Raw genomic sequence first — 13,009 nt, forward strand, 5'->3', positions numbered from 1 at the left:
AATTATATGAGAAAAAGGAGATTTCAATTATGTGTGGAATTATTGGATTTACAGGTAAATTAAAAGCCCAGGATGTCTTATTGACAGGACTTGCAAGTCTCGAATACCGTGGATATGACAGTGCGGGAATTGCATACTTTAAAGATACCGGAAAAATTTCACTTCGGAAAACTGTCGGAAAAGTAAAAGATCTTCGTGCCATCTGCGATGATGATAACAATTCTACGTGTGGAATCGGCCACACCCGCTGGGCAACCCATGGTGGCGTTACCAATGCCAATGCACACCCTCATAAGGTCGGACAGGTTGCATTGATCCACAATGGTATCATCGAGAACTATCATGATCTCGCCACCAAATACGATCTGACGGATGAACTGATTTCCGAGACGGATACCGAAGTTGCCGCCGCATTGATCAATAAACTCTACGAAGGAGATCCAAAAGAAGCTCTGCGCAAAGCAGTAGCCGAAATTGAAGGTTCCTTTGCCTTCTGCGTTCTGTTCAAGGATCATCCTGGTGAAATTTATGCGGTAAGAAATGTCAGCCCTATGGTTGCAACATACTGTGATGACGGTGCTTTTATTGCATCCGATCTGACTGCTTTTATCGCATACAACAAGCGTTATTTCATCGTGCCGGAATATCATATTTTAACTATGACTGCGGACGGCATTACGTTAGAAGATTTAGACGGTCATTCCGTAGAACCGGAATATATGGAAGTAAACTGGGATGTTACCGCAGCCCAGAAAGATGGTTATCCGCATTTCATGATCAAAGAAATTCATGAACAGCCGGCTGCCATCACAAGAACCATTACCCCACGTATCAAAGATATGCTTCCGGATTTTTCGGAAGATGCTATTGCGGATTCCTTCTTTGAAAATGTAAGCGACATTACGATCGTTGCCTGTGGTACTGCAATGTACGCGGGAATGGTAGGAAAAACCATGATCCAGAACCGCCTGCATATTCCGGTTACCGTGGCAATCGCATCGGAGTTCCGCTATGAAGAACCGGTAATCAATGAAAAATCCATGGTGATCGTTGTATCCCAGTCCGGAGAAACCATTGATACTTTGGAAGCTCTTCGCCTTGCAAATAAATATACAAAGAAAACACTGTCCATTGTAAATGTAAAAGGCTCCAGCATTGCACGTGAAAGCAGCTATGTATTATATACACATGCCGGTCCGGAAATCGCTGTTGCAAGTACAAAAGCATACACCGTTCAGGTTGCTTCTTTTTACCTGCTTGCATGCAAACTTGCCATGACACAGCAAAAGATTTCTGTCGAAGAGGCACGTACATTTGTTGGAACACTGCAGGAAATTCCAAATTACATCGAGGAAGTTCTTGCACAGGCTCCTGATATTGAACAGCTGACCAAACGCATGATCAATGCCAACAACGCGTTCTTTATCGGTCGTGGACTCGATTATACCCTTTGTATGGAAGGTGCTTTGAAATTAAAGGAAATTTCTTATATTCATGCCGAAGCCTATGCTGCCGGTGAATTAAAACACGGAACCATTGCCCTGGTCAGTGAAGGGGTTCCTGTCATTGCCGCTGCTACCCAGAAACATGTATACAGCAAAGTTATTTCCAATATCCGGGAAGTAAAAGCCCGTGGTGCTTATGTCATTCTTTTGTCCAAAGACAAAGAAATCACAGATCCTTCTATCTGTGATGTACACATCAATCTTCCGGATGTATCCGACGAATTTACGATTTTTGAATCTGTTGTAATTTTCCAGCTGATTGCATATTACACATCCGTTGGAAAAGGCTTAAATCCGGATCAGCCACGTAACCTGGCAAAATCTGTAACGGTAGAATAAAAAAAACTGTCGCGCGAAAATTCGTGCGACAGTTTTTTTGACATAGAGCCTTTCTAAAACTTTTGAAGGCAAAAAAAGAACCCCAGAAGCTCTCTAAAAGCCTCTGAGGTTGCCCCTGCCAAGGATTCTCTCACCCATGTACCGGAATCCTTGTATCGTCGGCGCGACAGGATTTGAACCTGCGACCTCTGCGTCCCGAACGCAGCGCTCTACCAAGCTGAGCCACGCGCCGTTTCAACTGCCCAATTATAGTAACACATTCTCCGGTGTTTGTCTAGTGAATTTTTTTAATTTATGGTACAATACAAAAAAAGAATGGAGAAGAACAATGAAACATACTGCTTTGATTACAGGTGCATCCCGTGGAATCGGTGCAGCCCTGGCATGTCGATTTGCCGCTGAAGGCTATCATCTGGCTCTTTGCTGCCATAACTCTTATGAAACGCTGCAGGCACTTGCCACAAAACTTGAAACAACCTACTCCATACAGGTGCTTTGCTTCCGTGGTGATGTAGGAGACTATACTTTTATCTGTGACATGGTGCAAAAAACACTGGATACCTTCGGCCAGATTGATGTGTTAATCAACAATGCCGGCATCTCTTATATCGGTCTGCTCACCGACATGGATATTACCGACTGGAACCGGATTATTGCGACAAACCTCACATCCGTCTTTTCCACCTGCAGACAGGTCATCCCCTCCATGGTTCATGCCAAATCCGGACATATCATCAATATTTCTTCTGTATGGGGAAATGTCGGAGCTTCCTGCGAAGTTGCCTATTCTGCATGCAAAGGCGGGATCAATTCCCTTACACGCGCTTTGGGCAAAGAACTTGCCCCTAGCAATATCCAGGTAAATGCCATCGCCTGTGGGGTAATCGATACGGATATGAACCGTTGTTTCTCCGAGGAAGAACGCTCTGCACTCATCGAAGAAATTCCTGCCGGCCGTATGGGATCCCCGGAAGAAGTTGCTTCACTGGCATATTCTCTTGCCACAGCAAGCAGTTACCTGAATGGACAGATTCTCACCTTAGACGGTGGATGGATTTAATTTCTTATCTCTTTGGAAATCTTTTTCCATTTATTTAAGAATTAAAACGCAATACGCGTTTTCTCTGTTTTTTATATCAACTTTCTATAAAATCATTTGTATGAAAACGAATGATAAAAATAAATACAAAGATTTTGGTGACCGTCTGAGTCTGATTATGTATAAACAAAATATTTCCAATATCCAGCTGGCAAATGCAATGTTTGTTTCGCCGTCCACGATCAGCGGATACCGTACCGGTCGTCGTTCTCCGACCGTTGCGGATCTTGCAGCCATCGTGCAGATTCTGAATGTTTCTGCAGATTACCTCATCGGAACCAGTGAAATTACAACCAGACCCGATACCACCGAAAAAAAGAGTTGAGCACGCCCTGTTTCCAGAGCGGTGCTCAACTCTTTTTTATAAATCATGTTCTGCCAGTAAAATTACCGTAGAACGTTCCGGAACACGCACACGTGTCTGATCTCCCTGTGTCTGGGCTTCAAAATCTGCCCCATCCTGGTATTCACAGAAAGTATTTACTACAAGTTTCCAATGATAAGACTCCGGCAACGAAGGCAGGCGCATCTCCAAAGGCTCCCAATACGCATTCATTCCGTAAAAGATCATATCATCATCCGTATCATCGGCATTTCTTCCCGCATACATGATTCCAATTAAATGTGTATTATAGTCCGTATAATTCCGGTTCGGCTCTCCGTTATGGATACTTACGGAAGGTAACCCGCAGACTGCCGGCTTTGTATCCCTTCGCAGAATCGGATGCTTTGCACGGAAATGGATCATAAAACGGGCAAAATCATGAATCTCCTGAAATTCTTCCAGTCTGTTCCAGTCCAGCCAGGAAATAATATTATCCTGGCAGTATGCGTTGTTATTTCCATACTGCGTATTACAAAATTCATCCCCTGCAAAAAACATAGCCGGTCCACGGCTGCATAACAACGCGGCAAATGCATTCTTCACGAGTCTGCGTCGCAGGCTCATAACCGCCGGATCATCCGTCTCACCTTCCACCCCGCAGTTCCAGCTCAGGCCGTTGTTATCCCCGTCCGTATTGTTCCATCCGTTTTTCTCATTATGCTTTTCATTATATGAATACAGATCATACAACGTGAACCCATCATGACAGGTCAGAAAATTGACGGATGCACTATATCCGCGGCTTGCCGGATCATACATGTCGGAGGATCCGGTGATACGTGTAATTGCACGCCCTGCGACGCCACTGTCGCCCTTTAAAAAGCTTCTCATATCATCACGGTATCTTCCGTTCCATTCGGCCCAGCGGTTCCATGACGGAAAACTTCCAACCTGATACAAGCCACCCGCATCCCAGGCTTCTGCGATCAGCTTCATATCCCCCAGAATAGAGTCAAATGCAAGGGCTTCCAGAATCGGCGGATTCTCCATCGGTGCACCATTCTGATCTCTTCCCAGAATCGATGCCAGATCAAACCGGAATCCATCCACACGGTACTCTACTGCCCAGTGCCGCAGACAATCCGTAATAAACCTCCGAACCACCGGATGGTTGCAGTTTAAGACATTGCCACAGCCGCTGAAATTATAATAATATCCATCCGGTGTAAGCATATAATAAATATTGTTATCAATCCCCTTAAAGCAAAAACATGGACCGTCTTCATTTCCCTCTGCCGTATGGTTGAATACCACATCAAGAATGACTTCAATTCCATTTTCTTTCAGTTCGCGGATCAGACGCTTTAATTCATCACCCTCATGATTATGCTCCTGATGAAATGCATAACTTGTATTCGGGGCAAAAAAGGAAACCGTATTATAGCCCCAGTAATTGTACAACTGCACGCCATCCACCACACGGGCACTTTCCATTTCATCAAATTCAAAAATCGGCATGAGTTCTACCGCATTGATTCCCAGATCTTTCAAATACGGAATTTTCTGTCGCAGACCTTCAAATGTTCCCCCACCTTTTACACCGGAGGACGCATCTTTGGTAAATCCCCTGACATGCATCTCATAGATCACCAGATCTTCAAATTTGTAATTCAGATTCCGATACCGCCCCCAGTCAAAATCACTTTGCACCACACGGGCTTTATAGACAAAATCCTTTCCGCCTTCCGGTTTTTCTCCCCAATTTCTCTGACCGGTAACAGCTTTCGCATATGGATCAAGAAGCGTATGTTTTCTGTTAAACAGTAACCCTCTCGCCTGATCGGCAGGACCGTCCATCTGATAGGCATACTCAAAATCCTCTGCTTTTAAGCCAAAAACAAGGATAGAATACGTATTTCCAATTTTATAACTTTCCGGAATGCGGATTCTTGCATACGGTTCCTGTGCCGCCGGCCGGAATAACAGCAGGACACAGCTCGTAGCTCCATGGGAGCTTACGGTAAAACTTACCCCTTCCTCTGTCTGATATGCACCATTCATCTGATAAAATCCCGGACGTACATCAAATCCACCGATATTATCGAGTGGATGAATGACTTCCCCGAGACTTTCCATTTCTTCGTCTATCGGCCAGCTTTTCTGTTTTGACGGATAATTCCAAAAACTTGCATTCATGTGCTGATTCCTCTTATCATTATTATTTACTTGCCACATAAAATTATATTATCCCCCTACTCTTCCCTGATGATTACCCTGCCATTTGCGTCAAATCCGATTTTACTGTACTTTTCCGAATACTCATTCATATGATCAATAATCGTCTGTTTTCTGTCGCCTTTTGCTATGGCAGGCTGAAAATTATTTCTTTCTGATGTGGAAGAAATGCTGCATGGTATCATATCGGCTGATATATCTGTCTGCAGTACCCCATCCACAAAGGTAAAGGTCTGTTCATAGATCGCCGTATCTTTGTCTTTTGGATTCCTGTTCCCCCCAAAGCAGAAATTTCCAAGACTGTAGCAGATCATTTTTCCGTTGTATAATTCCATTCCCTGCAATACATGAGGATGTGTACCGACCAGCAGATCTGCTCCCCAGTCAATCACCTGGTGTGCCAGCTTCTGCTGATAATCATTCGGATAATGATCCCCCTCTATCCCCCAGTGGCAACAGGCAATTACCAGATCCGCTCCTTCTTCCCGAAGTTCTGCAATCCCATCCCGGATATAATTGGCATGTGTTTCATCAGCGGACAGCTGGCTTGCGGAGACAATTCCGATTTTGATACCATCCTTCGTGGTATAGGTATCCACATGATCATTGAATCCGAAGATAATCCCTGCTTTATTTAACACTTCTCTGGTATCATCAAGTCCCTGCTGCCCATAATCAAACGTATGATTATTTCCCAGACTTGCCCCCTCCACAGAACTGTCTGTCATAATACCAACATACTCCGGTTTTCCTTTTAAGTTCCACGTTTTTTCCACACGCTCGGTCGCATTTGACAACACACATTCCAGATTGATCAGTGTAAAATCATCCTGCTCAAAAATACTTCTGATATTTTTAAAAAAATAATCCTGCCCGTATTTATCATAGTATTCATGAAAGGAACCTGCATACCCATGCGTCTGTGTTGCCCCAAGCGTACAGTCACCTGTCGCCGTAATTTTTACCGTCTGTATCACCGGTTCCTGCTGCGTTTCAGTTGCAGTCCCGGTTTCCGTTTCTTCCAGCGTACCCGGTTCTTCCGTCATCTGTGTCTCCGTGATTTTTTCCGTAGAAGAGGGCAAAGCCGATGACGTTGCTGCAGGAGAAGAACATCCCGTCAGCAAAAATCCTGCCATTAGGATTGGCAATATCCATTTTTTCATACGTTTTCAGACTCCTCTTTCACAAGAATATCCACCGTGTGACCGCTTGCACCCATAAGATCCATCCGTTCACAGGTTGCCAGATGATACTGCAGAAACGCATCAAACTCTTCTTCCGTCAGCGCATTTAAAAACGGACGCATATAATTTGCTGCACCGTCTGCCGCTATGATCTGCCGGCGCCTGACCTCTACCTGCCGGTCCAATGCTTCAATATCTTCCAGACGAACCATGGAATACAGAGGATTGGCTTTTGAAGTACAGTGATAATCCTCTGTGAGCATTCCCTCCTGAAGCGCCTCCAGAATATGTTTTTCCTTAAACGCATACGTGATAACGGAAAATTCATTCATAATATACGCCACGAGAATCCTGCCTCCGGGTCTGGTCACCCTCACCGCCTCCCGCAGCGCAGCAAGCTTGTCCTTTTCCTCATGCAGGTGATACATCGGCCCAAACAACAGGGTTACGTCAAAGGAATCATCGGAAAATTTTTTCAGATTCATTGCATTTCCCTGATATGCATGCACTCCTGCACCCTTCTGTTTCAGGCGTCCCAGATTATGCTTTACCAGTTCCACGGCCGTCACATCGAACCCTTCCTGTGCCAGCGGTACGCTGTATCGTCCGGTTCCCGCCCCGATATCAAGGATATGGATTTCCTCTTTTGCACGTTCTTTCACAATTTCATCCAGACACTGATGGATATAATGCATGCTTGTCACAAATTCCACCCTGCCGTGTCGGCTGTCCAGACGCTTCTCTTCATTAAATTTATTATAATAGGCTTCTAAGTCTGTCATATTTTAATACTAACACATTTTCTTTAAAATTTCACTCACAATCGCTGATGCGACATCCGCTTTGCTCATTATTTCCAGTTCCCTGCAGTCATCTGCCGTAATCAGCGTCACCACATTGGTATCTGTACCAAATCCGGCTCCGGCTACCTTCAGGTTATTCGCCACAATCATATCTGCATTCTTTTTTGCAAGTTTTGCACGGGAATTCTCCAGCATATGTTCCGTCTCCATGGAAAATCCACACAGAAACTGTCCCGGTTTTTTGTGCGCGCCCAGATACGAAAGGATATCTTCCGTGCGTTCCATCGTAAGAGTGGCATCCCCGTCTTTTTTCTTGACTTTTTCATCGACCGGGTGATCCGGACGATAATCCGCCACAGCTGCCGCTTTGATAATAATATCCTGTTGCTCTGCTGTCTCCTTTACGGCTGCTGCCATATCCGCGGCAGATACAACCGGAACGACCTTTACAAACGGCGGCGGAGTGATTGCCACCGGTCCCGTGATCAGCGTCACTTCCGCGCCACGGCGCATACAGTTTTCCGCAATTGCATAGCCCATTTTTCCGGTAGAGTGATTCGTAATATAACGCACCGGATCAATCTTCTCCTGTGTCGGTCCTGCTGTGACCATCACTTTCTTTCCGACCATGTCCTTTTCGCAGGCAAGATCTTTCATAATATAAGAAAACAGTGTTTCCGGTTCCGGCATTTTCCCGGCTCCGGTATCCCCGCAGGCAAGATAACCACTCGCCGGATCAATGATATGAAACCCATAATGCTCCAGCTTTTTGATGTTATCCTGTACGATCGGATTTTCAAACATATTGGTATTCATGGCAGGGGAAACATACTTCGGGCATTTTGCCGCAAGAATCGTTGTTGTCAGCATATCATCTGCGATTCCGTTTGCCATCTTGCCGATCACATTAGCAGAAGCCGGTGCTACCATAAAAATATCTGCACGCTTTGCCAGTGCCACATGCTCGACATTGAACTGGAAATTCCGGTCAAACGTATCGACCAGACACTTGTTGCTTGTGAGCGTCTCAAACGTGATAGGATTAATAAAATTGGTTGCATTTTCCGTCATGATCACATGCACATCCGCATGCTGCTTGACGAGCGCACTTGCCAGATAGGCGATTTTATAGGCAGCGATACTTCCGGTCACACCGAGTACCACACATTTTCCTTTTAACATTGTCTCTTACTCCTTTGCAGAAAAAATCACATCTTCTGCTATTTTATCACACTTTTTCCCTAAAACAATTGAATTTTTGTCATCTGTTCCAGTATGGAATCTTTGACAGAATCGTTCAGATATGCTGGATTTAATTTTCTTTTTGCATATGCAAGGTAAGAACCATTTGTCTCTTCAATCAAAACTGCCGTAAAAAACCGCTCCCAGCTAAAATATGTTTTGCTTTCCACATATTCCCACGGCTTTTCCAGCACCTGATCTGCCCATTTGCTTTTTACTACTTTTGCCTTTAATATCAGCCATTCAAATGACTCCGGCAAATAAAGCACCACTTGATCTTTTCCACCAATCAATTGCATCACTCTGTCAATTTCAGAACCAAATGCCGCGCCGTCTGCAATTACAAGTATGCGTTCATTTTTATGCATATTTAAATAATGGAAAACATTTGACTTTCCATTCATTGTCTCACATTTCAATTGCTGTTGCCTACATACAGAATTAAAAAACTGATAACCGGAATTACTGTCTTCCGTTATTACAACCTCTGGTTTGGTATCCTTCTTTAAAGTCTGTGCTCCATATATTCTGTAAAACTCATGATAACACGGTTTTAATGTTCCGTATTTTCCTGAAGTACGAATTCCATAGATTTCCTCCACACTATACGGCAAAGAAGGCAAGGATTCCCTGGAAACAATGATATAATAATTATCTGTTTTCTGAATAGTATCTGCGAATTCTACTGTCTTGATGAATTCGTTTCCCTCATCAATAAATACAATACTATCCTGCATTGCTGATAACTGTTCTTTCCATAGTGAACCTTCGAGCACATAACATTTTTTGTCACACGCCAGTTCCACAGGGGTCCCGGATGGATTGTTTACATATTCCCGAATCATATCTACCAATGTGGTTTTTCCTGTCGCACTGTCTCCCCGGATGACCGTCAGATTTCTTCGAATTTCAAAATCATATTTTAAGCGCTTTGTTGATACAATAATTCTATGTTTTCCCTTCATTAAACAAATTCTCCTGCAATCGACACCAGTTCTTCCATTGAATGGACAATCTCACCCGTATTCAAAATACGAATGACAAAAGGATCTTTTCCAAAATTCATTAAATGCCGCAGATTAATTGTACGGTCTTCGGATTCTGCTATTTTTAATAACCATTTTGCACAATTATCCCCACAGGTTGATGCATTAAAAATTTTATCCTTATCAAATTTTACAAGGATTAATGTCTTTACTCCCCCGGATAAACCTGTCGGTGGAATTTTTCCCAAAACAGGACTGTCAATTACGCCACTATCCAGCACCGTTGATTGATCCACATCCTGAATCATTTCTTTTACAAACGGATCTATAATCCAACTGTCCTCATAATCATACTTAAAATACGCTGCCGTGTTATACACAGACTCCTGCATGTCGCCGTAATAAATATTAAGCATACATCTACTTCCTTTTAAATTTATACCTTTTTCTATTTTAGCATACTCCTGTTCCATACACTATCGCTTTTTACCAAAAGGACAGCAAAAAAGGCAGCCTGTGTTTCATTCCGGCTGCCTTTTTAAAACATATTATTTCTGGATTGGTTTTAATTTATTTAGTACCATGCCAAGTGCTGCTACAATGATTGCAGCCACAATCGCTTCAATGACTCCGTTAAAACTGATGACACCACCGATGATTCCAAGCACGGCTCCTGCATCGACACTCAGGGCTTTTGCATAGGCATCTTTGTATAACACAAAAATTCCGCCCATAACCAGTATCGTATTGACCATTGCGCCTGTTACACCCGCATAGACAAATGCACAGACTGCGCCGGATTTCAGTACCGTATACACTTCCAGTGCTATAAAAACGAACCATCCAACCAGTGCACTTACTGCATACAATGCAATATCTGACAATGGCTTCTTATCAAACACATGAAGCAGAAACGCACGCGCACCAAGAAACAGGAACACACCGATCAGGATATTAAACACACTTGCCCAGAGAATTTTGTGCCGGGAAGAAAGTGCTTTCTTTACTCCGATATATACAAAATATGGCAGGATTCCTACAAGAATACGCGGTACAAAACAGATAAACGCACTCTTTACGATTCCGCTGGTGCCTACCATGCTGGCCGCCAGCACCGGGGAAAATACAAATGCCGAAAGTGAGGTCGGCATAACCGTATTCTTGATAAAGCTGGTCAGACCAAAGATAAATCCCAAAAATCCGCCCTTCTTCGGTCCACAGAATAACGATCCTAAAATAACAGGGATGTGGATGATGGTCGCATTGATCACCACAAGTGGGATGTAGCCCAGCGGTGTAAACGCCATAATGATAATGATTGCTGCAAACAGAGCGGTCAGTACCAGCTCCGCGGTCTTATTGTTTCGCATTGGTTCCTCCTGTTCCAGATGAAAGCGGATGTTATGTTTTCCGTCTCTCTCTTTTTTCTTTTGCGAATAAAGTAAACATCAACTTTATCAGTTTACACCCTGCTCCTCTTATGGTCAAGTCACATCATACCATCGGTTTTTCCAAAATCTGAATCACCGTATTTCCTTTCATTTTCAGGAAAAACGGCATTCCCGGTTTTGCATCCGTATAAGTTTCCATATATTTTTCAAAAATCATTTTATCTTTTGTTACTACACGAATATCGGCATCTGTTCCCCCAAATTCTCTTGTCCAATCCAAAAAGGAGTACTCCGTCTGATCTGTCAATGTTACATCCTCTGTTTTTTCATCCTTATTGTATATATAATATCCGTCAGGCATATCGTCATCCGTGTGTTTGTAACTTGCCAGTCGATCACTATCCCCGGAACTGATATACTCCACGGGATCGATGACCAGTGTATTTCCATTGATTTCCTTTATATAAGCGCAGAGTTCTGTTGTATCCTCCTTCATACTGTCTGCAGTTTCTGTCTCCTCAGCTTTTTCTGTAACTGTCTGTTTTCCACATCCTCCAAGTCCTGAAATGCACGCACACATCATAAATAAAATCCATCTCTTTTTCATCATTTTCTCTCTCCTTTACCAGATCCAGTGTTTGTATATTTTTTCAATTTCTTCTTTTTGGATTGTATCTCCAGCCAGCACATATACGCTGTTTCCATATTCCCCATATGCCCAAAATGTCTCATCCGTATACCGATATAAAAAAACAGTCATTCCGTTTATTCTGATTTGTTCCACAGAATTATAATTTGTGTCAAAAATCATTTTCTCATTTGTCACAATTGTTTGCTGGAAAATCAAATGCTTTTTGTCATTTCCATATTCCAAAACGGATGTGGTATCCGTAATTTTTTCTTCGTTCAGCCGATAGTTGTCTGGAATATACTGCGGTTTTAAAATAGCATCGGAAATCTTCTCTTTGTCCGATTCATAAGAGTAAATACTGATGTTACCATCCAGCACCATTTTTATCGTATGAAAAAACCGTACCCGGTAAGCCTCCACACTCATCGTGACGGTGAGTGCTCCCACAAGCATCACAACCGCTGCTGCCGCAATTTTCTGTGTGATTTTCTTCAACTGTTTTTCGGCATACATATACTTTTCTTTCTGTATCAGCCGCTTCATACGCTTTCTGAATTTATCTGAAAAAACGTAATCTTTTTGCGTGCACACTTCCAGTTGCCGTACCATTGCCGCATCAACGATCGGCATTTTTTCATAAAGCCATTCGTCCGTTACTTTCATTCGGTATCTCCCTTCTTGATTTTTTCCAGTTCTTTTTCAATTAGCCGTTTTCCTCTGGCAATCCGCTGCCGGATCGTCCCCTCCCGAAGTCCGCATATTCTGGCAATCTCCCAGTTTTCCAGATGTGTGGAATATTTTAACAGAAATATATCTCTGTATTTTGGTGGAAGATTTTTTAAAATATCTAACACTCCATGTTCTTCCTCCGGTGCCATATAAGTAAGCTGCCCGGTTTCTTCCGGAAGTTCATCCATATAGATTTCCCTGCTTTGTAACCGGTTTCTTCTGCGGTAAAGATCAATGGCTGCATGTTTTGTAATCGTAATCAGATAACGTTTCGTGGCAGTCTCCTCCGGCTGTCCGACGTTTTCCATATGTTTTGCCACCCGTACAAATGCTTCCTGCACGGCATCTTCTGCCAACTGGTAATCATGCAGAATATCCACCGCCACTTTCAACATCAGATAACGATAGTTTTCGTACAGGATCACAAATTTTCGTTTTTCTTCGGGTGTGTCCACCATCATCAGTAAAATCACGCGCGTTCCTCACTTTTGTTTTGTCTCTGCTAACTATAACGAACCTGTCGGTTCCATTGTTACATAT

At 43.3% G+C, this 13,009-nt stretch carries 13 protein-coding genes and 1 tRNA gene; 3 read left to right on the forward strand and 11 right to left on the reverse strand.

Translation table 11 applies throughout. The features are described from left to right. Positions 1-29 precede the first annotated feature (29 nt). Positions 30-1,844: a glutamine--fructose-6-phosphate transaminase (isomerizing) gene (gene glmS / locus M72_RS02535; RefSeq protein WP_055067134.1), complete on the forward strand. Its 1,815-nt coding sequence runs from the start codon at positions 30-32 to the stop codon at positions 1,842-1,844. 158 nt (positions 1,845-2,002) lie between these two features. On the opposite strand, the gene M72_RS02540 is transcribed toward glmS, so the two are convergent. Next, positions 2,003-2,076: transfer RNA gene (locus tag M72_RS02540), tRNA-Pro, on the reverse strand. A gap of 96 nt (positions 2,077-2,172) precedes the next feature. Between M72_RS02540 and ymfI the strand changes: the two genes are divergently transcribed. Next, positions 2,173-2,904: an elongation factor P 5-aminopentanone reductase gene (ymfI, locus tag M72_RS02545; RefSeq protein WP_055067046.1), complete on the forward strand. Its 732-nt coding sequence runs from the start codon at positions 2,173-2,175 to the stop codon at positions 2,902-2,904. 100 nt (positions 2,905-3,004) lie between these two features. Next, a complete protein-coding gene (locus tag M72_RS02550) occupies positions 3,005-3,268 on the forward strand; it encodes a helix-turn-helix domain-containing protein (protein ID WP_022045349.1) in 264 nt (87 codons plus the stop codon). A gap of 36 nt (positions 3,269-3,304) precedes the next feature. Here the strand turns inward: M72_RS02550 and M72_RS02555 are convergent, their stop codons facing one another. From M72_RS02555 to M72_RS02600, 10 genes are all read right to left on the reverse strand, one after another. Continuing rightward, the gene (locus M72_RS02555) at positions 3,305-5,404 is read right to left on the reverse strand and encodes a glycogen debranching protein (RefSeq protein WP_055067135.1); all 2,100 of its coding nucleotides are present in this window, start codon (positions 5,402-5,404) and stop codon (positions 3,305-3,307) included. A 116-nt stretch (positions 5,405-5,520) separates the two neighbouring features. After that, complete coding sequence (locus M72_RS02560) at positions 5,521-6,666, reverse strand: CapA family protein (RefSeq protein ID WP_055067047.1); 1,146 nt, start codon at positions 6,664-6,666, stop codon at positions 5,521-5,523. Next, positions 6,663-7,469, reverse strand: coding sequence for a class I SAM-dependent methyltransferase (locus M72_RS02565; RefSeq protein ID WP_022045352.1), 807 nt, complete (start codon positions 7,467-7,469; stop codon positions 6,663-6,665). Before M72_RS02565 ends, M72_RS02560 begins: the two co-directional genes overlap by 4 nt. A 9-nt stretch (positions 7,470-7,478) precedes the next feature. Then, positions 7,479-8,672, reverse strand: coding sequence for a bifunctional phosphopantothenoylcysteine decarboxylase/phosphopantothenate--cysteine ligase CoaBC (gene coaBC, locus M72_RS02570; RefSeq protein WP_022045353.1), 1,194 nt, complete (start codon positions 8,670-8,672; stop codon positions 7,479-7,481). Between the two features lie 59 nt (positions 8,673-8,731). After that, on the reverse strand, positions 8,732-9,697 hold the full coding sequence (locus M72_RS02575) for a hypothetical protein (RefSeq protein WP_055067048.1): 966 nt from the start codon (positions 9,695-9,697) through the stop codon (positions 8,732-8,734). Next, positions 9,697-10,134: a DUF4869 domain-containing protein gene (locus M72_RS02580; protein WP_022045355.1), complete on the reverse strand. Its 438-nt coding sequence runs from the start codon at positions 10,132-10,134 to the stop codon at positions 9,697-9,699. Before M72_RS02580 ends, M72_RS02575 begins: the two co-directional genes overlap by 1 nt. Positions 10,135-10,266: 132 nt before the next feature. Continuing rightward, positions 10,267-11,088 (reverse strand): ECF transporter S component, encoded by an 822-nt coding sequence (locus tag M72_RS02585; RefSeq protein ID WP_055067049.1) that lies wholly within the window; start codon positions 11,086-11,088, stop codon positions 10,267-10,269. A 124-nt stretch (positions 11,089-11,212) separates the two neighbouring features. Beyond that, positions 11,213-11,719 carry a hypothetical protein gene (locus tag M72_RS02590; protein ID WP_055067050.1) on the reverse strand — a complete coding sequence of 169 codons (507 nt, stop codon included), beginning with the start codon at positions 11,717-11,719 and terminating at the stop codon, positions 11,213-11,215. Between the two features lie 12 nt (positions 11,720-11,731). Then, a complete protein-coding gene (locus M72_RS02595) occupies positions 11,732-12,403 on the reverse strand; it encodes a DUF4367 domain-containing protein (RefSeq protein WP_055067051.1) in 672 nt (223 codons plus the stop codon). After that, a complete protein-coding gene (locus M72_RS02600; RefSeq protein WP_055067052.1) occupies positions 12,400-12,942 on the reverse strand; it encodes an RNA polymerase sigma factor in 543 nt (180 codons plus the stop codon). Before M72_RS02600 ends, M72_RS02595 begins: the two co-directional genes overlap by 4 nt. Positions 12,943-13,009 lie beyond the last annotated feature (67 nt).

Source organism: Roseburia faecis (assembly GCF_001406815.1).
GTDB classification, from domain to species: Bacteria; Bacillota; Clostridia; order Lachnospirales; family Lachnospiraceae; genus Roseburia; species Roseburia faecis.